17 protein-coding genes are annotated in these 20,797 nt (G+C 61.0%); 14 read left to right on the top strand and 3 right to left on the bottom strand.

The genetic code is table 11. From position 1 onward, the window contains the following. The first annotated feature begins 2 nt into the window (after positions 1–2). The 9 genes from sdhA (at position 3) to PM2_RS11730 (ending at position 13,238) form a co-directional block, all read left to right on the top strand. Positions 3–1,775 (top strand): succinate dehydrogenase flavoprotein subunit, encoded by a 1,773-nt coding sequence (gene sdhA / locus PM2_RS11770; protein WP_016711650.1) that lies wholly within the window; start codon positions 3–5, stop codon positions 1,773–1,775. Positions 1,776–1,786: 11 nt separating this feature from the next. Continuing rightward, on the top strand, positions 1,787–2,491 hold the full coding sequence (locus PM2_RS11765) for a succinate dehydrogenase iron-sulfur subunit (protein ID WP_016711649.1): 705 nt from the start codon (positions 1,787–1,789) through the stop codon (positions 2,489–2,491). 246 nt (positions 2,492–2,737) lie between these two features. Continuing rightward, on the top strand, positions 2,738–5,569 hold the full coding sequence (locus PM2_RS11760) for a 2-oxoglutarate dehydrogenase E1 component (protein ID WP_016711648.1): 2,832 nt from the start codon (positions 2,738–2,740) through the stop codon (positions 5,567–5,569). 42 nt (positions 5,570–5,611) lie between these two features. After that, positions 5,612–6,835 (top strand): 2-oxoglutarate dehydrogenase complex dihydrolipoyllysine-residue succinyltransferase, encoded by a 1,224-nt coding sequence (odhB, locus tag PM2_RS11755; protein ID WP_028698997.1) that lies wholly within the window; start codon positions 5,612–5,614, stop codon positions 6,833–6,835. A 93-nt stretch (positions 6,836–6,928) separates the two neighbouring features. Then, positions 6,929–8,365: a dihydrolipoyl dehydrogenase gene (lpdA, locus tag PM2_RS11750; protein WP_003254207.1), complete on the top strand. Its 1,437-nt coding sequence runs from the start codon at positions 6,929–6,931 to the stop codon at positions 8,363–8,365. Between the two features lie 172 nt (positions 8,366–8,537). Further along, entirely contained in the window at positions 8,538–9,704 is a 1,167-nt protein-coding gene (sucC, locus tag PM2_RS11745; protein WP_003254205.1) for an ADP-forming succinate--CoA ligase subunit beta, read from the top strand. Continuing rightward, entirely contained in the window at positions 9,704–10,588 is an 885-nt protein-coding gene (sucD, locus tag PM2_RS11740; protein ID WP_003254203.1) for a succinate--CoA ligase subunit alpha, read from the top strand. Before sucC ends, sucD begins: the two co-directional genes overlap by 1 nt. 375 nt (positions 10,589–10,963) lie before the next feature. Next, positions 10,964–12,277, top strand: a complete 1,314-nt coding sequence (gene brnQ / locus PM2_RS11735; protein ID WP_016711645.1) for a branched-chain amino acid transport system II carrier protein — start codon at positions 10,964–10,966, stop codon at positions 12,275–12,277. Between the two features lie 211 nt (positions 12,278–12,488). Further along, positions 12,489–13,238, top strand: a complete 750-nt coding sequence (locus tag PM2_RS11730) for a DUF599 domain-containing protein (protein ID WP_025753308.1) — start codon at positions 12,489–12,491, stop codon at positions 13,236–13,238. Between the two features lie 67 nt (positions 13,239–13,305). Here PM2_RS11730 and PM2_RS11725 read toward each other — a convergent pair whose 3' ends face one another. Beyond that, positions 13,306–13,617 carry a hypothetical protein gene (locus tag PM2_RS11725; RefSeq protein ID WP_016711643.1) on the bottom strand — a complete coding sequence of 104 codons (312 nt, stop codon included), beginning with the start codon at positions 13,615–13,617 and terminating at the stop codon, positions 13,306–13,308. Positions 13,618–13,771: 154 nt separating this feature from the next. On the opposite strand from PM2_RS11725, the gene PM2_RS11720 reads away from it, so the two are divergent. From PM2_RS11720 to PM2_RS11705, 4 genes are all read left to right on the top strand, one after another. After that, positions 13,772–14,248 (top strand): PaaI family thioesterase, encoded by a 477-nt coding sequence (locus PM2_RS11720; protein ID WP_016711642.1) that lies wholly within the window; start codon positions 13,772–13,774, stop codon positions 14,246–14,248. After that, on the top strand, positions 14,245–14,727 hold the full coding sequence (locus PM2_RS11715) for a PaaI family thioesterase (protein WP_028698998.1): 483 nt from the start codon (positions 14,245–14,247) through the stop codon (positions 14,725–14,727). Before PM2_RS11720 ends, PM2_RS11715 begins: the two co-directional genes overlap by 4 nt. A 70-nt stretch (positions 14,728–14,797) precedes the next feature. Next, positions 14,798–16,702 (top strand): molecular chaperone HtpG, encoded by a 1,905-nt coding sequence (gene htpG, locus PM2_RS11710; protein WP_016711640.1) that lies wholly within the window; start codon positions 14,798–14,800, stop codon positions 16,700–16,702. Positions 16,703–16,780: 78 nt separating this feature from the next. Beyond that, the gene (locus tag PM2_RS11705; RefSeq protein ID WP_028698999.1) at positions 16,781–17,506 is read left to right on the top strand and encodes a dienelactone hydrolase family protein; all 726 of its coding nucleotides are present in this window, start codon (positions 16,781–16,783) and stop codon (positions 17,504–17,506) included. A gap of 30 nt (positions 17,507–17,536) precedes the next feature. Here the strand turns inward: PM2_RS11705 and PM2_RS11700 are convergent, their stop codons facing one another. Beyond that, the gene (locus PM2_RS11700; protein WP_028699000.1) at positions 17,537–18,400 is read right to left on the bottom strand and encodes a pirin family protein; all 864 of its coding nucleotides are present in this window, start codon (positions 18,398–18,400) and stop codon (positions 17,537–17,539) included. A gap of 117 nt (positions 18,401–18,517) precedes the next feature. Between PM2_RS11700 and PM2_RS11695 the strand changes: the two genes are divergently transcribed. Further along, positions 18,518–19,525, top strand: coding sequence for an amidohydrolase family protein (locus tag PM2_RS11695; protein WP_016711637.1), 1,008 nt, complete (start codon positions 18,518–18,520; stop codon positions 19,523–19,525). Between the two features lie 47 nt (positions 19,526–19,572). Here the strand turns inward: PM2_RS11695 and fabB are convergent, their stop codons facing one another. After that, entirely contained in the window at positions 19,573–20,793 is a 1,221-nt protein-coding gene (fabB, locus tag PM2_RS11690) for a beta-ketoacyl-ACP synthase I (protein ID WP_028699001.1), read from the bottom strand. Positions 20,794–20,797: the final 4 nt, after the last annotated feature.

The raw sequence follows: 20,797 nt of genomic DNA, 5'->3' as shown, positions 1-20,797 counted from the left end.
CCATGGCTAGCATTCCAACCATTTCCTTCGACGCCATCATCATCGGTGGCGGCGGCGCCGGCATGCGCGCCGCGCTGCAACTGGCTCAAGGCGGCCACAAGACTGCCGTAGTTACCAAGGTCTTCCCGACCCGTTCGCACACTGTATCCGCCCAGGGCGGCATCACCTGTGCCATCGCTTCGGCCGACCCGAACGACGACTGGCGCTGGCACATGTACGATACCGTCAAGGGTTCCGACTACATCGGTGACCAGGACGCTATCGAATACATGTGTCAGGAAGGCCCGGCTGCGGTCTTCGAGCTGGACCACATGGGCCTGCCGTTCTCGCGTACCGAAACCGGTCGTATCTACCAGCGTCCGTTCGGTGGCCAGTCCAAGGACTTCGGGAAAGGTGGCCAGGCTGCCCGTACCTGTGCCGCTTCCGACCGTACCGGTCACGCGCTGCTGCACACCCTGTACCAGGGCAACCTGAAAGCAGGCACTACCTTCCTCAACGAGTACTACGCGGTTGACCTGGTGAAAAACCAGGACGGCGCGTTCGTCGGTGTGATCGCAATCTGCATCGAAACCGGCGAAACCATGTACATCAAGTCCAAGGCCACCGTTCTGGCCACTGGCGGTGCCGGTCGTATCTACGCCTCCACCACCAATGCCCTGATCAACACCGGTGACGGTATCGGCATGGCCCTGCGTGCAGGCGTACCGGTGCAGGACATCGAGATGTGGCAGTTCCACCCGACCGGTATCGCCGGCGCCGGTGTACTGGTAACCGAAGGTTGCCGTGGTGAAGGTGGCTACCTGATCAACGCCCACGGCGAGCGCTTCATGGAGCGTTACGCGCCGAACGCGAAAGACCTGGCCGGCCGCGACGTGGTTGCCCGTTCCATGGTCAAGGAAATCATCGCCGGCAACGGCGTGGGCCCGAACAAGGACCACGTACTGCTGAAGCTGGACCACCTGGGCGAGGAAGTGCTGCACAGCCGCCTGCCAGGTATCTGCGAACTGTCCAAGACCTTCGCTCACGTCGACCCTGTGGTCGCGCCAGTTCCGGTCGTACCGACCTGCCACTACATGATGGGCGGCGTTGCCACCAACATTCATGGCCAGGCCATCACCATGGACGCCGAAGGCAAGGACCAGATCATCCCGGGTCTGTTCGCCGTGGGTGAAGTGGCGTGCGTATCGGTACACGGTGCCAACCGCCTGGGCGGCAACTCGCTGCTCGACCTGGTGGTATTCGGTCGCGCCGCTGGCCTGCACCTGGAAAAATCGCTGTCCGACGGCGTGGAATACCGCGACGCCAGCGACACCGATATCGATGTGGCCCTGAACCGCCTGAACAAGCTCAACGAGCGTACTTCTGGCGAAGACGTTGCCAGCCTGAAGCGCGAGCTGCAGAGCTGCATGCAGAACTACTTCGGTGTATTCCGTACCGGCGAATACATGCAGAAGGGTATCGAGCAGCTGGCCGGCCTGCGTGACCGCATCGCCAACGTCAAGATCAACGACAAGTCCCAGGCCTTCAACACCGCGCGTATCGAAGCGCTGGAGCTGCAGAACCTGCTGGAAGTCGCCGAAGCTACCGCCATCGCGGCCGAAGCCCGTAAAGAGTCCCGCGGCGCTCACGCCCGTGAAGACTTCGAAGACCGTGACGACGAAAACTGGCTGTGCCACACCCTGTACTACCCGGGTGAGAAGCGCGTTGCCAAGCGTGGCGTCAACTTTGCGCCGAAGACTGTTCCAGCCTTCGAACCAAAAGTCCGGACTTACTAAGGGTGGCTGCTATGTTGAAAGTCGAAGTTTATCGTTACAACCCGGACACCGACTCGGCGCCCAAAATGGAGTCGTTCGACGTCGATACCGGCGGCAAGGACCTGATGGTTCTCGATGTATTGGCGCTGATCAAGGAAAAGGACGAAGGTTTCTCGTACCGTCGCTCCTGCCGTGAAGGCGTGTGCGGTTCCGACGGCATGAACATGAACGGCAAGAACGGCCTGGCCTGCATCACCCCGCTGTCGGCGGTGGTGAAGGGCAACAAGCTGGTGCTGCGTCCGCTGCCAGGCCTGCCGGTCATTCGTGACCTGGTGGTCGACATGAGCATCTTCTACAAGCAGTACGAGAAGGTGAAGCCGTTCCTGCAGAACGATACCCCAGCACCGGCCATCGAGCGCCTGCAGTCGCCGGAAGACCGTGACAAGCTGGACGGCCTGTACGAGTGCATCCTGTGCGCGTGCTGCTCGACGTCCTGCCCGTCGTTCTGGTGGAACCCGGACAAGTTCCTGGGCCCGGCTGCACTGCTGCAAGCCTACCGCTTCCTGGCTGACAGCCGCGATACCAAGACTCAGGAGCGCCTGGCGTCCCTGGATGACCCGTTCAGCGTATTCCGCTGCCGCGGGATCATGAACTGCGTAAACGTTTGCCCGAAAGGTCTGAACCCGACCAAGGCAATCGGTCACGTACGTAACATGCTGCTGCAAAGCGGCACCTGATACAAAGTGTTGTACCTGCAGTAAGCCGAGGTGCGGGTGGTGAGCCCGCACTGAGGTAAAACCCGAACAAGGGCCCACAAAGCCTGCGTTCATTACCTATGAAGATATGAGACCAGCAGGGGCTTTCCGGGCTGGTACCCGGAAAATCAGCAGGATCCAAGTGGCGTGGTTCAGTCGCTGTATTCGGACTTTTCCAGGTTTGCTGTGGCTCTCGCCGATCAGTCCCCTAATCGAGGGTGACCAAGCATGCAAGAAAGCGTGATGCAGCGCATGTGGGAAAGCGCCCACCTTTCAGGTGGTAACGCTGCATATGTGGAAGAGCTCTACGAGCTCTACCTGCACGACCCTAACGCTGTGCCAGAAGAGTGGCGCACCTACTTCCAGAAGTTGCCCGCCGACGGCAGCACCGCTACCGATGTATCGCACTCGACAATCCGCGACCATTTCGTACTGCTGGCAAAGAACCAGCGCCGCGCCCAACCGGTATCCGCCGGGAGCGTGAGCAGTGAACACGAGAAGAAGCAGGTTGAAGTTCTGCGACTGATCCAGGCCTATCGTATGCGCGGCCATCAGGCTGCCAAGCTCGACCCGTTGGGGTTGTGGCAGCGTCCTGCGCCCGTAGACCTGTCGATCAATCACTACGGCTTGACCAATGCCGATCTTGATACGACCTTCCGTGCCGGCGACCTGTTCATCGGCAAAGAGGAGGCGAGCCTACGCGAGATCTTCGAGGCGCTCCAGAAGACATATTGTCGCACCATTGGCGCCGAGTTCACCCACATCGTCGATTCCGAGCAGCGCAGCTGGTTCCAGCAGCGCCTGGAAAGCGTGCGCGGCCGTCCGGAGTTTTCCGCTGACGTGCAGGCTCACCTGCTCGAGCGCGTGACGGCCGGTGAAGGCCTTGAGAAATACCTGGGCACCAAGTACCCAGGCACCAAGCGTTTCGGCCTTGAGGGCGGCGAAAGCCTGATCCCGATGCTGGACGAGATGATTCAGCGTTCCGGCTCCTACGGCACCAAGGAAGTCGTGATCGGCATGGCCCACCGTGGCCGTCTGAACGTCCTGGTGAACACCTTCGGCAAGAACCCGCGCGAGCTGTTCGACGAGTTCGAAGGCAAGAAGATGAACGAGCTGGGCTCCGGTGACGTGAAGTATCACCAGGGCTTCTCCTCGAACGTGATGACCGCCGGTGGCGAAGTGCACCTGGCCATGGCGTTCAACCCGTCCCACCTGGAAATCGTATCGCCAGTGGTCGAAGGTTCGGTGCGCGCCCGTCAGGACCGCCGCAACGACACCGTTGGCGACAAGGTACTGCCGATCTCGATCCACGGCGACGCAGCGTTCGCCGGCCAGGGCGTGGTCATGGAAACCTTCCAGATGTCGCAGACCCGCGGTTTCAAGACCGGCGGCACCGTGCACATCGTGATCAACAACCAGGTGGGTTTCACCATCAGCAACCCGCTGGACGCGCGCTCTACCGAGTACGCCACCGACGTTGCCAAGATGATCCAGGCGCCGATCCTGCACGTGAACGGCGATGACCCGGAAGCGGTGCTGTTCGTCACCCAGCTGGCGATCGACTACCGCATGCAGTTCAAGCGTGACGTGGTGATCGACCTGGTCTGCTACCGTCGTCGCGGCCACAACGAGGCCGACGAGCCAAACGGTACTCAGCCGCTGATGTATCAGCAAATCAGCAAGCAGCGCACTACCCGTGAGCTGTACGCCGAGGCACTGATCCAGGCTGGCCGCATCGATGCCGAGCGCGCCCAGGCCAAGATCGACGAGTACCGCAACGCGCTGGACAACGGCCTGCACGTTGTGAAGAGCCTGGTCAAGGAGCCGAACCGCGAGCTGTTCGTCGACTGGCGCCCGTACCTGGGCCATGCCTGGACCGCACGTCACGACACCCGTTTCGACCTCAAGACCCTGCAAGACCTGTCGGCCAAGCTGCTGGAAATCCCGGAAGGCTTCGTCGTTCAGCGTCAGGTCGCGAAGATCTACGAAGACCGCCAGAAGATGCAGGCCGGTGGCTTGCCGATCAACTGGGGCTATGCAGAGACCATGGCTTACGCCACCCTGCAGTTCGAAGGTCACCCGATCCGCATGACCGGCCAGGACATCGGCCGTGGCACCTTCTCGCACCGTCACGCGGTGCTGCACAACCAGAAGGACGCCAGCACCTACGTACCGCTGAAGAACCTGTTCCCGGGCCAGCCGATGTTCGAGCTGTACGACTCCTTCCTGTCGGAAGAAGCGGTACTGGCCTTCGAATACGGCTACTCGACCACCACGCCGAACGCGCTGGTGATCTGGGAAGCCCAGTTCGGCGACTTCGCCAACGGTGCGCAAGTGGTGATCGACCAGTTCATCACCAGCGGCGAGCACAAGTGGGGCCGTCTGTGTGGCCTGACCATGCTGCTGCCACACGGTTATGAAGGGCAGGGCCCGGAGCACTCCTCCGCGCGTCTGGAGCGTTACCTGCAGCTGTGCGCCGAGCACAACATCCAGGTGTGCGTACCGACCACCCCGGCTCAGATCTACCACCTGCTGCGTCGTCAGGTCATCCGTCCGCTGCGCAAGCCGCTGATCGTGCTGACGCCAAAGTCGCTGCTGCGCCACAAGCTGGCCATCTCGACCCTGGAAGACCTGGCCGAAGGCTCGTTCCAGACCGTGATCCCGGAAATCGACACCCTCGATCCGGCCAAGGTCGAACGCCTGGTCTTGTGCGGTGGCAAGGTTTACTACGACCTGCTGGAAAAACGCCGTGCCGAAGGCCGCGAAGACATCGCCATCGTGCGTATCGAGCAGCTGTATCCGTTCCCGGAAGACGACCTGGTCGAAATCCTGGCGCCGTACACCAACCTCAAGCATGCGGTCTGGTGTCAGGAAGAGCCGATGAACCAGGGCGCCTGGTACAGCAGCCAGCACCACATGCGCCGTATCCTGGGCCGCCACAACAAGGCGCTGGTCCTGGAATACGCCGGCCGCGACGCTTCTGCCGCGCCAGCCTGTGGTTACGCTTCGAAGCACGCCGAACAGCAGGAAAAACTGCTGCAAGACGCCTTCACTGTCTAACGCCTTCGCGCACCTGAAACCGAATTTAAGGAAACACTGATAATGGCTATCGAGATCAAAGCCCCAACCTTCCCGGAATCGGTTGCCGATGGCACCGTTGCCACCTGGCACAAGAAGCCGGGCGAAGCCGTCAAGCGTGACGAGCTGATCGTCGACATCGAGACCGACAAGGTCGTCCTGGAAGTGCTGGCCACCGCCGACGGCGTGCTGGGCGCCATCGTCAAGGGCGAGGGCGACACTGTCCTGTCCGACGAAGTGCTGGGTTCGATCGTTGAAGGCGGCGCTGCCGCCGCTGCACCTGCTGCTGCCCCGGCCGCTGCTGCTCCGGCTGCCGCTGCTGCCGACGCTGGCGAAGACGACCCGATCGCTGCCCCGGCCGCGCGCAAGCTGGCTGAAGAAAACGGCATCGACCTGGCTGCCGTTGCCGGCACTGGCAAAGGTGGCCGCATCACCAAGGAAGACGTCGTAGCTGCCGTCGCCAACAAGAAGTCGGCGCCTGCCGCAGCCCCGGCTGCCAAGCCTGCTGCCGCTGCGGCTGCCCCGGTTGTCGTCGCTGCTGGCGACCGCACCGAGAAGCGTGTGCCGATGACCCGCCTGCGTGCCAAGATCGCTGAGCGTCTGGTCGAAGCCCAGTCGAGCATGGCCATGCTGACCACCTTCAACGAAGTGGACATGACCGAAGTCATGGCTCTGCGTTCGAAGTACAAGGACCTGTTCGAGAAGACCCACAACGGCGTACGCCTGGGCTTCATGTCGTTCTTCGTCAAGGCGGCCACCGAAGCCCTGAAGCGCTTCCCGGCTGTCAACGCCTCGATCGACGGCAACGACATCGTCTACCACGGCTACGCCGACGTTGGTGTTGCCGTGTCCAGCGACCGTGGCCTGGTGGTACCGGTACTGCGCAACGCCGAGTCGATGAGCCTGGCTGAAATCGAGAACGGCATCGCCACCTTCGGCAAGAAGGCCCGTGACGGCAAGCTGGCCATCGAAGAGATGACCGGTGGCACCTTCACCATCACCAACGGTGGTACCTTCGGTTCGATGATGTCGACCCCGATCGTCAACCCGCCGCAGGCCGCCATCCTCGGCATGCACAACATCATCCAGCGTCCGATGGCCATCAATGGCCAGGTCGTGATTCGCCCGATGATGTACCTGGCGCTGTCGTACGATCACCGCCTGATCGACGGCAAGGAAGCGGTAACCTTCCTGGTCACCATCAAGAACCTGCTGGAAGATCCGTCTCGCCTGCTGCTGGACATCTAACCCTCTGGCTGCGTACCGTGCCGGCCCTGGCTTCGCGAGAAGCCCTGCCGCGCGGTTCGCGGCTTGTAGCTTGTAGCTGATAAGGAATCTTTTATGACCCAGAAATTCGACGTAGTGGTGATTGGTGCAGGTCCTGGCGGCTATGTGGCTGCCATCAAGGCTGCCCAACTTGGTCTGAAGACTGCCTGTATCGAGAAGTACACCGACGCCGAGGGCAAGCTGGCCCTGGGCGGTACCTGCCTGAACGTAGGTTGCATTCCTTCCAAAGCGCTGCTGGACAGCTCCTGGAAATACAAGGAAGCGAAAGAGAGCTTCAACGTCCACGGTATCTCCACGGGTGAAGTGAAGATGGACGTCGCCGCGATGGTTGGCCGCAAGGCTGGCATCGTCAAGAACCTGACCGGTGGCGTTGCCACCCTGTTCAAGGCCAACGGCGTTACTTCGATCCAGGGCCACGGCAAGCTGCTGGCAGGCAAGAAAGTCGAAGTCACCAAGGCTGACGGCACCACCGAAGTCATCGAAGCCGAGAACGTGATCCTGGCTTCCGGCTCGCGCCCGATCGACATTCCGCCGGCTCCGGTCGACCAGAACGTCATCGTCGACTCCACCGGCGCCCTGGAATTCCAGGCCGTACCGAAGCGCCTGGGCGTTATCGGTGCCGGCGTGATCGGCCTGGAGCTGGGCTCGGTCTGGGCTCGCCTGGGTGCTGAAGTCACCGTCCTGGAAGCCCTGGACACCTTCCTGATGGCTGCCGACACTGCCGTGTCGAAAGAAGCCCAGAAGACCCTGACCAAGCAAGGCCTGGACATCAAGCTGGGCGCTCGCGTCACCGGCTCGAAAGTCAACGGCAACGAAGTTGAAGTGACCTACACCAACGCCGAAGGCGAGCAGAAGATCACCTTCGACAAGCTGATCGTTGCGGTCGGCCGTCGCCCTGTAACCACCGACCTGCTGGCAGCCGACAGCGGCGTGACCATCGACGAGCGTGGCTACATCTTCGTCGACGACTACTGCGCTACCAGCGTGCCGGGCGTATACGCCATCGGTGACGTGGTACGCGGCATGATGCTGGCCCACAAGGCCTCGGAAGAGGGCATCATGGTTGTCGAGCGCATCAAAGGCCACAAGGCCCAGATGAACTACGACCTGATCCCTTCGGTTATCTACACCCACCCGGAAATCGCGTGGGTCGGCAAGACCGAACAGGCCTTGAAGGCCGAAGGCGTTGAGGTTAACGTGGGCACCTTCCCGTTCGCGGCCAGCGGCCGTGCGATGGCAGCCAACGACACCGGTGGTTTCGTCAAGGTCATCGCCGATGCCAAGACCGACCGCGTCCTGGGTGTACACGTGATTGGCCCATCGGCTGCCGAACTGGTGCAGCAGGGCGCAATCGCAATGGAATTCGGCACCAGTGCCGAGGACCTGGGCATGATGGTCTTCAGCCATCCAACCCTGTCCGAAGCGTTGCATGAAGCAGCGCTGGCAGTGAATGGCGGCGCCATTCACGTGGCCAACCGTAAGAAGCGTTAATTATAAGAAACCACGGCGGGCAGCCCGTCGTGAGTCTTGCGTGCATGACTCACCGCGGAACGTCCGCCGGACCGGATCACATGGGAAAACCCGGGGTCAACGGTCATAGGTGGTGCGGCGCCAGTAATGGCGCAGCGCCGAAGCGCAGTACCTAACGAAGACGGTAAAAAGCATGAATCTTCACGAGTATCAGGGTAAGCAGCTGTTCGCTGAATACGGCCTGCCAGTTTCCAAGGGTTTCGCAGTCGATACCCCTGAGCAAGCTGCAGAAGCCTGCGACAAGATCGGCGGGAACGAGTGGGTGGTAAAAGCCCAGGTTCACGCGGGTGGTCGCGGTAAAGCGGGCGGCGTCAAGCTGGTTCGCAGCAAGGAAGACGCCAAGGCGTTCGCTGCACAGTGGTTGGGCAAAAATCTGGTTACCTACCAGACTGATGCCAACGGTCAACCCGTCTCCAAGATTCTGGTCGAATCCTGCACTGACATCGCCAAAGAGCTGTACCTGGGCGCTGTAGTCGATCGTTCGAGCCGCCGTATCGTGTTCATGGCCTCCACCGAAGGTGGCGTGGACATCGAGAAAGTCGCTCACGAAACGCCTGAGAAAATCCTCAAGGCCACCATCGACCCACTGGTCGGCGCTCAGCCGTTCCAGGGTCGCGAGCTGGCATTCCAGCTGGGTCTGGAAGGCAAGCAAGTTCAACAGTTCGCCAAGATCTTCGTGGGCCTGGCCAAGCTGTTCAAGGATCACGACCTGGCGCTGCTGGAAGTGAACCCGCTGGTGATCAAGGCCGACGGCGACCTGCACTGCCTCGATGCCAAGATCAACATCGACGCCAACGCCATGTACCGTCAGCCTAAGCTGAAAACCTTCCACGACCCGTCGCAGGACGACGCCCGTGAAGCCCACGCTGCCAAGTTCGAACTGAACTACGTTGCCCTCGAAGGCAACATCGGCTGCATGGTCAACGGTGCCGGCCTGGCCATGGGTACCATGGACATCGTCAACCTGCACGGCGGCAAGCCGGCCAACTTCCTCGACGTTGGCGGCGGTGCTACCAAAGAGCGCGTTACCGAAGCGTTCAAGATCATTCTGTCCGACAGCAACGTCGCGGCCGTTCTGGTCAACATCTTCGGCGGCATCGTTCGCTGCGACATGATTGCCGAAGGCATCATCGGTGCAGTGAAAGAAGTCGGCGTTAAAGTTCCGGTTGTTGTTCGCCTTGAAGGTAACAACGCCGAACTGGGCGCTAAAGTACTGGCAGAAAGCGGTTTGAACATCATTGCGGCAACAAGCCTGACCGACGCTGCTCAACAAGTTGTCAAAGCTGCGGAGGGCAAGTAATGAGCGTCCTGATCAATAAAGACACCAAAGTCATCTGCCAGGGCTTCACCGGCTCGCAGGGTACTTTCCACTCCGAACAAGCCATCGCCTACGGCACCAAGATGGTCGGCGGCGTAACCCCAGGCAAGGGTGGCACCACCCACCTGGGCCTGCCGGTGTTCAACACCGTCAAGGAAGCCGTGGAAGCTACCGGCGCTGACGCTTCGGTCATCTACGTACCGGCTCCGTTCTGCAAAGACTCGATCCTGGAAGCTGCTTTCGGCGGCATCAAGCTGATCGTCTGCATCACCGAAGGCATTCCTACCCTGGACATGCTGGATGCCAAGGTCAAGTGCGACGAGCTGGGCGTTACCCTGATCGGCCCTAACTGCCCAGGTGTCATCACCCCGGGCGAGTGCAAGATCGGCATCATGCCAGGCCACATCCACCTGCCAGGCAAGGTCGGTATCGTTTCGCGTTCCGGCACCCTGACTTACGAAGCTGTGAAGCAGACCACCGACGCCGGCTTCGGCCAGTCGACCTGCGTCGGCATCGGCGGTGACCCGATCCCGGGCTCCAACTTCATCGACATCCTGAAGCTGTTCCAGGAAGACCCGAAGACCGAAGCGATCGTCATGATCGGTGAGATCGGCGGTTCGGCTGAAGAAGAAGCTGCGGCCTACATCAAGGCCCACGTGACCAAGCCAGTCGTTTCCTACATCGCCGGTGTTACCGCACCTGCGGGCAAGCGCATGGGCCACGCTGGCGCCATCATCTCCGGCGGCAAGGGCACTGCGGACGAGAAGTTCGCTGCTCTGCAGGACGCGGGTGTGAAGACCGTGCGTTCCCTGGCAGACATCGGCAAGGCCCTGGCCGAGCTGACTGGCTGGGAAGCCAAGAAGTAATACTGCTACACCCCCCACGCGCACAGAGGCCACCTTCGGGTGGCCTTTGTCGTTTTAGCGTTGGGTATTTTTGTAAAGGTGGAAAATTCGATGGCCCTCATCAGGTTTTTCCACCAGACATTCGCACTAATTGGCAATAAATTATCGCCCGACACAGATAACCAGACGACAAACATGTACGCACATCGGACAAGCAGCACTGTAACAGTGCGTTTGTCGGGTAAAACGGTTAGTCTACGCGTTCACTTTGTGCCCGCTCCCCAAAAGGGAACGACACGCTAAACGGGTCTGGCCTATAAGGCCGGGCAGCATTTCCCTCACCCATAGGGAAATCCCCTATCGAATCCCGATTTCAGCAGTGTGGTACTACCTTAAATGAAAGTTCTCAAAGGCCAGGACATCCTGGCGCTTGGCTTTATGACGTTTGCGCTTTTCGTAGGTGCAGGCAATATCATCTTCCCGCCTATCGTCGGTCTGCAGTCTGGCCCGCACGTATGGATGGCTGCACTGGGCTTCCTGGTGACCGCCGTGGGCCTGCCGGTCATCACCGTGGTCGCCCTGGCCAAGGTCGGCGGCGGTATGGATGCGTTGAGCAGCCCGATCGGCAAGTTCTTCGGCGGCCTGCTGGCGGCTGTGTGCTACCTCTCGGTCGGCCCGCTGTTCGCGACGCCGCGTACGGCGACCGTGTCGTTCGAAGTGGGTGTGGCGCCGCTGACCGGTGAAAGCCCGTTGGCGCTGTTTATCTACAGCCTGGTCTACTTCATCGTGGTGCTGGCAGTGTCCATGTACCCGGGCAAACTGCTCGATACCGTGGGTCGCTTCCTGGCACCGTTGAAGATCATCGCCTTGGCCGTGCTGGGCATTGCTGCCTTCGCGCTGCCAGCTGGCACCATTGGCGAAGCACAGCCTGCCTATGCTGCCGCTGCGTTCTCCAAGGGCTTCTCCGATGGCTATCTGACCATGGATACCCTGGGTGCCCTGGTGTTCGGTATTGTCATCGTCAACGCCATCCGTTCGCGCGGTGTCGAGTCGCCGAAGCTGATCACCCGCTACGCCATCATCGCCGGCCTGATCGCCGGTGTCGGCCTGGCTTTGGTGTACATCAGCCTGTTCCGCCTGGGCGCCACCAGCCATGATATCGCGGCTGACGCCACCAACGGTGCAGCGGTTCTGCATGCCTACGTGCAGCACACCTTCGGTTCGTTGGGTAGCGGCTTCCTGGCCGTGCTGATTGCGCTGGCCTGCCTGGTGACCGCTGTCGGCCTGACCTGCGCCTGCGCCGAGTACTTCAGCCAGATTCTGCCGCTGTCGTACCGGGCACTGGTGGTGATCCTGGCGGGCTTCTCGCTGTTGATCTCCAACCTGGGCCTGACCAAGCTGATCATGTTCTCGATCCCGGTGCTTACCGCCATCTACCCGCCTTGCATCGTGGTGGTTGGCCTGAGCTTCGTGAAGGACCTGTGGAACTCGCCGACCCGCATTCTGGCGCCGGTGATGCTGGTGTCGCTGGTGTTCGGCATGGTTGATGCGATCAAGGGCAGCAGCATTGCCCATGTGCTGCCGGACTTCATGGCGCACCTGCCGCTGAGCGACCAAGGCCTGGCCTGGCTGGTGCCTTCGGTGGTGACCCTGGTGGGTGCCGTGGCCTGCGACCGCATGCTCGGCAAGCCGCGCGAAGCGCTGGCCTGATAGTCGAAGCCTGAGGGCGGCACCGGCCACAAGCCAAAAGGGTGCTCGCCAACGGCCCAGACTCGAAAGCCCCGTATCCGCAAGGATGCGGGGTTTTTTATTGGCGGCATGATCGGTGCGTTTTTCAGGGTGGACTTGTGCCTTTTGCCGCTTGCCAGCGTCGAAACCCGGCCCCTATCCTCTAAGCATCTGGCCCATTCGGGAACCCTGCATGAACTTCATCCAAAGCAACTTCAACAACCTGCTGGCCATCGCCTGGTTTGCCCTGTGCTGGGGCGGTTATACCCGTTATGCCATCTGGAAGGGGCGTGACACCGCGTGCCTGGCCAGCGTGCTGCACTTGTACCGTGAAGACTGGATGCGCCGCATGCTGTTGCGCGACAACCGAATCGCCGATGCCAGCGTAATCGGCAACCTTGAGCGCAACGCATCGTTCTTTGCGTCCAGCACGCTGATCATTCTTGCCGGCATCCTTACCGTGCTGGGTGCCTCTGACCGGGCGCTGTCGCTGCTGGCCGACCTGCCGTTGGTGCAACAGACCTCCCAGGGCATGTCGGAGATCAAGCTGCTGTGCCTGGCCACGGTCTTCGTCTATGCCTTCTTCACTTTTAGCTGGTGCATGCGCCAGTACAACTTTGCCGCCGTGCTGGTGGGTTCTGCACCGATGATCGGTGAACGGTTGGTCAATGAGCTGGAGCGCAAGGCCTTCGCCTTGCGGGCCGCGCGTGTGCTGTCGCTGGCGGCCAACCAGTTCAACCTGGGGTTGCGCTCTTACTACTTCGGCATGGCCATGTTGAGCTGGTTCATCAGCCCGTGGTTGTTCATGGTCATGAGTGTCGGTGTCGTCTTGATTTTGTATCGCCGCGAGTTCCATTCGGATGTGCTGGATGTGATGGTGTTCACACCCACGGAAAGTGTGCCTAACGAACCGGGCAGGGAAAGTACCGTAGCAGGTAACTGAAACGTTTAATCTTTAAATTGAAGGCACAAAAAAACCCGACAGCGTCGGGTTTTTTTGTTTTAGCCAATTACTGCTTGGCTGGTTCTGCCGGAGCAGCAGGAGCAGCTTCTGTCGCCGGAGCGGCTGGGGCGGCTTCTGGAGCCGGAGTAGCCGGAGCGGCTTCTTCGGCAGCCTTCTGCTCGGCTTCAGCCTGATCTTTGGCGGCTTCGGCGTTTTCCTTGGCGGCCTCGTTCATTTTATCCTGAGCTTCACCCATTTTTTCCTGGGCTTGCTCGGCGTGTTGCTGTGCGTCCTGGGCTTTGTCTTCGCTCGCTTTATCGCAAGCGGCCAGGCCCATGGCAGCGGCCAGCATCAGAGCAAAAGCAAAAGGTTTACGCATGGGGGTGTTTCTCCTTGGTGGAATAAGTGACTTGTTCCTTCGAGTGCAACTACGCGGAATAAGTTCCGCGAAGATTACAGATATATAACGCCCCGTTCTAGATAGACTTTTTATCGATTTTATGCCGCTGAGGCAGTACGGGTGGAAACAGCGAATGAGCGATTCAACCTTGATGGCCATGGCCGAGCGTTTTCTCTCGGCGCTTAAACATTGTCAGTTACTGCAGATGCGTGTGGCGAAAGCCGATGCCGATGGCATGACCCTGGTCATGCCCTGGTCGGCAGCCATTGTCGGCAACCCGCAGACCGGGGCTGTGCATGGTGGCGCCCTGACCACGCTGATGGACACCACCTGCGGCATGGCCACGCTGTGCGTGCTGCCGCGCTTCGAGGTGTGCCCGACACTGGACCTGCGCATCGACTACATGCACCCGGCCGAAGCCGGCAAGGACATCTACGGCCATGCCCAGTGCTACCGGGTGACCCGCGACGTGATCTTTACCCGTGGTACCGCCTACCAGGACGATCCCGAACAGCCGATTTGCCAGGTGGTGGGCACGTTCATGCGCCTGGGGCAGGAGATCAGGGGCGGTATCCGTTTCGGCAATAGCCTGAAGGAGGGCGGGGCATGATTCCACACGCGGTTCGTCAACAGCTCAACGCCGCCCACGCGGTGGGCGACTACGGGCCATTGCTGGCGCTGATCCCTTATGCCGGGCTGATTGGTATCGAATGCGAACGTCAGGGCGACGACCTGCTGTTCCGCCTGCCGGCCAGCTCGGACAACATCGGCAACCCGTTGCTGCCCGCCATCCACGGTGGTGTGATTGCGGGGTTCATGGAGCTGTCCGCGGCCTTGTACCTGTTGATCTACAGCGAAAGTGCGAGCATCCCGAAGATCATCGATTTCTCGATTGACTACCTGCGCGCCGGGCATTTTCGCGATACCTACGCCCAGTGCCAGCTGTGGCGCCAGGGGCGACGGGTGACGAATGTCGCCATTACCGCCTGGCAGGGCGACAGGCAATCACCTATTGCCACGGCCCGCGCGCATTTCAAGATCGAACCGGAAAAGCCCTTGAAATCATCCGGGCAGCCCCCATCTGAATGACATCCGCCGCTAAGGCAGGCCGAACTGGCCGCCAGGCGCCCACTGCCATCAGATCGGAGTTTCGAAGACCATGACTGTGGAAACACAAAAGGAAACGTTGGGCTTCCAGACCGAGGTAAAGCAACTGCTGCACCTCATGATTCATTCGCTGTATTCGAACAAGGAAATCTTCCTGCGGGAGCTGATTTCCAACGCCTCCGACGCGGCCGACAAGCTGCGCTTCGAGGCCCTGGCCAAGCCAGAACTGCTTGAAGGCGACGCCGACCTGAAGATTCGCCTGAGCTTCGACAAGGACGCCGGTACCGTCACCCTCGAAGACAACGGCATCGGCATGAGCCGTGAAGACGTCATCGCCCACCTGGGTACCATTGCCAAGTCCGGCACTGCCGACTTCATGAAGAACCTCACCGGTGACCAGAAGAAGGACTCGCACCTGATCGGTCAGTTCGGCGTGGGCTTCTACTCCGCGTTCATCGTGGCCGACAAGGTCGACGTTTACAGCCGCCGTGCCGGCCAGCCAGCCGCCGAAGGCGTGCACTGGTCGTCGAAAGGTGAGGGTGAGTTCGAAGTCGCCACTATCGACAAGCCTCAGCGCGGTACCCGCATCGTCCTGCACCTGAAGCAGGAAGAAAAAGAGTTTGCCGATGGCTGGCGCCTGCGCAACGTGGTCAAGAAGTACTCCGACCACATCGCCCTGCCTATCCAGCTGCCGAAAGAACAAGCAGCCGCCGAAGGCGAAGAACAGCCGGCCGAAGAGTGGGAAACCGTCAACCGTGCCAGCGCCCTGTGGACCCGTTCGCGCACCGAGGTGAAGGACGAGGAATACCAGGAGTTCTACAAGCACATCGGCCATGACTTCGAAAACCCGCTGGCCTGGAGCCACAACAAGGTTGAAGGCAAGCTCGAATACAACTCGCTGCTGTATGTGCCGGCCCGCGCGCCATTCGACCTGTACCAGCGCGAAGCACCGCGCGGCCTGAAGCTGTACGTGCAGCGCGTGTTCATCATGGACCAGGCCGAGTCGTTCCTGCCGCTGTACCTGCGCTTCATCAAGGGCGTGGTCGACTCCAACGACCTGTCGCTGAACGTGTCGCGTGAAATCCTGCAGAAAGACCCGATCATCGACTCGATGAAGACCGCGCTGACCAAGCGCGTGCTCGACATGCTGGAAAAACTGGCGAAGAACGAGCCCGAGCAGTACAAGGGCTTCTGGAAGAACTTCGGCCAGGTGCTGAAGGAAGGCCCGGCCGAAGACTTCGCCAACAAGGAGAAAATCGCCGGCCTGTTGCGCTTTGCCTCCACCCAGGACGACAGTGGCGAGCAGAGCGTCGCCCTGGCCGACTACGTGGCCCGCGCCAAGGAAGGTCAGGACAAGATCTACTACCTCACCGGCGAGTCGTATGCGCAGGTCAAGAACAGCCCGCACCTGGAAGTCTTCCGCAAGAAAGGCATCGAAGTGCTGCTGCTGACCGACCGCATTGACGAGTGGCTGATGAGCTACCTCAACGAGTTCGACGGCAAGGCGTTTGTCGACGTCGCCCGTGGCGACCTGGACCTGGGCAAGCTGGATTCGGAAGAAGACAAGAAAGCCCAGGAAGAAGTGGCCAAGGACAAGGAAGGCCTGGTCGAGCGCCTGAAAGGCGCGCTGGGTGACAGCGTGGCCGAAGTGCGCGTGTCGCACCGCCTGACCGACTCCCCGGCGATTCTGGCCATTGGCGAGCAGGACCTGGGCCTGCAGATGCGTCAGATTCTGGAGGCCAGCGGGCAGAAGGTGCCGGAATCCAAGCCGATCTTCGAGTTCAACCCGACCCACCCGCTGATTGAAAAGCTGGACAACGAGCAGAGCGAAGACCGCTTCGCCGAGCTGTCGCACATCCTGTTCGATCAAGCGGCCCTGGCGGCCGGTGATAGCCTGAAGGACCCGGCGGCCTACGTTCGTCGCCTGAACAAGCTGCTGGTCGAGCTGTCTGCTTGAGTTGATGCTTAGGAAAGCCCGCTTCGGCGGGCTTTTTTCATGGCGGGCTTTTTAGAATAAGTGCCTAAGGAGTGCTTGATGAGCAAGGTAATCGTCGAATCGCTGGTTTATCACCTGTCCGGCAAAACCTACGAAAGCCGCTTGGTCTATGAACCAGGGGCGCTGGGCCGTCCAGGCCTGGTGATGGCGCCGAACTGGATGGGCATTGGCGAAGGGGCTGAGCGCATTGCCAAGGAAGTGGCTGAGAAGGGCTATGTGGTGCTGATTGCCGACCTGTACGGGCAGTCGGTGCGCCCGTCTAACGCCGACGAGGCTGGCGCGGCGATGATGCCATTGAAGAACGACCGGGGCGAACTGCGCAGGCGCATGCAGGAAGCCCTGGCGCAGCTGTTGGGGCAGTCGAAGGCGCTGCTGGAGCCAGGCAAGGTCGGCACGTTTGGCTTCTGCTTTGGTGGCTGCTGTGCACTGGAGCTGGCCCGTGCCGGTGCCGATCTGCGTGCGGCGGTGTCGTTCCATGGCACGCTGGATACGCCAAACCCGGAGGATGCCAAGCGCATCAAGGGCTCGGTGCTGGTGTTGCATGGGGCTTGCGACCCGCTGGTGCCAAAGGAACAGTTGCCAGCATTTGAAGACGAGATGAACGCGGCCAAGGTGGATTGGCAGTTGTTGAGCTATGGCGGGGCGGTGCACTCGTTTACCGACCCGAGTGCCAATGTGCCGGGCAAGATGCAGTATGACCGGCGCACCTCGGAGCGGGCGTTCCGCTCGATGCATAACCTGCTGACAGAAGTGTTCCAGCGCTGACTGTGATTTGGGGTCGCAAAGCGGCCCCAATTACCTCGGCAACTCGATCCTGGAGGTTTCCCCTGGCACCATGGGCCAATCCCCCGCCGCCCACCTTGCCCTGGCCCGCTCGATCAGCTCCGGGTCACTGGCCACGAAATTCCAGTTCATTCGCCGCGGTCCATCCAAAGGCTCGCCGCCAATCAGCACCAGCTGGCACTCTTCCTCTGCATAGAGCACCGCCTCTTCGCCTTCCGGCAGCACCACCAGGCTGCACGGCTCCACGTCTTCATCGTTCAACAGCAGCTCACCATCCAGCAGATACAGCGCTCGTTGCGCATGCTCGTTCGGTACCTGCAAGGTGGTTGCCGGCTGCATCCGCACATGCGCATAAAGGGTAGGGGACAGCACCGGCACCGGTGATTCCAGGCAGAACCCGCTACCGGCAATCATGCAAATGCGCACCCCCAGGTTTTCACTGACTGGCAGGCTCGCCGCCGGGTGATGGCTATAGCTTGCCGCGCCTTGTTCATGTTCACGCGGCGATGCCAGCCATACCTGCAAGCCATGCAGGCGCGAGCCATGAGCCAAGGCGTCTTCGGGCGTGCGCTCCACATGGGCCACGCCGCTGCCAGCCGTCATCCAGCTGACATCACCGGGCAGTACCCGCTGTGCTGAGCCGAGGCTGTCCTTGTGCAGGATCGCCCCCTCGAACAGGTAGGTAAGGGTCGACAAGCCGATATGCGGGTGCTGGCGGATATTCATGCCATGCCCTGGGGCATAGTCGGTTTCCAGCATGTGGTCAAAAAACACGAACGGTCCGACGCTGCGGCACTGGGCCGCTGGCAGCGGGCGCAGGATCGGCTGGCCCTCGACCGATTCGGCGCGAGGGCGGATGATCAGGGGGCTGCTCATTGGGTGTGCTCCAGGCGAAGTGGAAATGCCTCCAGCATAGCGGTTTGCCCGCTTCGGCTGAACCGTCTCGCTTAACGGCCGGTCTACTGTTTTCGCCCCCTTGGAAGGAAGCTGCCCATGATTGCCAAAGCGCTGGCCTGCGTGTTGTTGACGGGCTGGCTGTGCCAGACGGCACAGGCGCGCGACTATCGCTACAGCGATGCCCACTTGCACTACGTCGACTTCTTCCAAGAAAGCGAAGGCATGCCGGCATTGATCAAGGCCATGGATGCTGCCGGTATCGAGCAGTCGATGATTTCCGGCATACCGGTGGCCAAGAAGTGGCACGAGGACGAGCCCAAACGCCCACGCTATTACGCCGGTGACGATGCCGATGCTTATTGGTACAGCGCGACCGATACCTATGTGGCCGCAGCCCTGCAGCAATTGCCGGAAGAGCAGCGTAAGCGCTTTCATCCGTTTCTGACGGGCTTCAACCCGGTAGACAAGAACGCAGTCAGCCACATCGAGCGTATGCTCGACCTGTACCCGGGGTTGTGGCAGGGCATTGGCGAGGTGTTCACCCGGCACGACGACCTGACAGCGCTGACCAGTGGCGACACGCCGCGTGCCAACAACGAAGCCATGACACGTATCTACCACCTGGCGGCCGAGCGTGACCTGCCGGTGTTGCTGCATTCCAATATCACCTCCAAGCGCGAGCGCAACCCGTTGTACCTGGCGGAAATCGAAGAGCCGCTGCGTAATCACCCGCACACGCGGTTCATCTGGGCGCATGCCGGCAGCAGCATGGAGATACACCGGCACCAGACGCAGATGGACTTTCTGCTGCCGGTGCTGACGCGGCTGCTGGAGGACTACCCGAACCTGTATGTGGACCTGTCGTGGAGTGTGCTGGAGCCGTATCTGCTGGACGACAAAGGCGTGCCGCGCAAGGAATGGGTGGCGTTGGTCGAAAAGTACCCGGAGCGTTTCATGCTGGGGTCGGACGTGGTGGGGCGGTTTGGCAGCCTGGGAGAGCAGATGCACGGGTTCAGGCCGTTTCTGGATGCCTTGTCGGAGGAGGTGGCCAACAAAGTGGCGCGGGATAATTTTCTCGCGGTTTTACCCAGGCAGCACAAATAAAAACGCCCCGAACCAGTCGGGGCGTTTTCGATTACCGCATCAGCGTCTTACTTGCCTTCCCAGCGCTTGAGCACCAGGGTGGCGTTGGTGCCGCCGAAGCCGAAGCTGTTGCTCATGACCGTGTCGATCTTGGCGTTTTCTTCGGTTTTGCGCAGGATCGGCAGGTCGGCGACCTCCGGGTCCAGCTCGTCGATGTTGGCAGAGCCGGCGATGAAGTTGTTTTCCATCATCAGCAGGCAGTAGATCGCCTCGTGCACGCCAGCGGCGCCCAGCGAGTGGCCCGACAGGCTCTTGGTCGAGCTGATCTTCGGTGCCTTGTCGCCGAACACGGCGCGAACGCCCTTGATCTCGGCAACGTCACCGACCGGGGTCGAGGTGCCGTGGGTGTTCAGGTAGTCGATCGGGGTGTCGACGGTGGACAGTGCCTGCTGCATGCAGCGGATGGCACCTTCGCCGCTCGGGGCAACCATGTCGTAGCCGTCGGACGTGGCGCCGTAGCCAACGATTTCGGCGTAGATCTTGGCGCCACGGGCCAGGGCGTGTTCCAGCTCCTCGACCACGACCATGCCGCCACCGCCAGCGATGACAAAGCCATCACGGTCGGCGTCGTAGGCTCGCGAGGCCAGTTTGGGGGTTTCGTTGCGCTTGGTCGACAGAGCGCCCATGGCATCGAACAGGAACGACTGGCTCCAGTGCTCTTCTTCACCGCCACCGGCGAAGACGATGTCTTGCTTGCCCCACTGGATCTGCTCCAGAGCGGTACCGATGCAGTGAGCCGAAGTGGCGCAGGCCGACGAGATCGAGTAGTTGATGCCCTTGATCTTGAACGGGGTGGCCAGGCATGCCGAAACGGTGCTGCCCATGGTGCGGGTAACGCGGTATGGGCCGACGCGCTTGACGCCTTTCTCGCGCAGGGTGTCCAGCGCTTCCATCTGGTTCAGGGTCGAGGCGCCGCCAGAGCCGGCTACCAGGCCGGTACGCGGGTTGGAAACCTGCTCTTCGGTCAGGCCGGCGTCCTTGATCGCGTCCTGCATGGCCAGGTAGGCGTAGGCGGCAGCGTGGCCGACGAAACGGTAGACCTTGCGGTCGATCAGTTCTTCGAGGTTGAGGTCGATGGACCCGGAAACCTGGCTACGCAGCCCCATTTCCTTGTATTCCGGGTTGTAACGGATACCCGGACGGCTGTTGCGCAGGTTTTCGGTGACGGTAGCTTTGTCATTGCCCAGGCACGACACGATGCCCAGACCAGTGATAACGACGCGGCGCATGCGA

The organism is Pseudomonas monteilii NBRC 103158 = DSM 14164 (genome assembly GCF_000730605.1).
GTDB classification, from domain to species: domain Bacteria; phylum Pseudomonadota; class Gammaproteobacteria; order Pseudomonadales; family Pseudomonadaceae; genus Aquipseudomonas; species Aquipseudomonas monteilii.
Note: the sequence above shows the minus strand (reverse complement) of the source record. Positions and strands in the feature narration are given on the sequence as shown.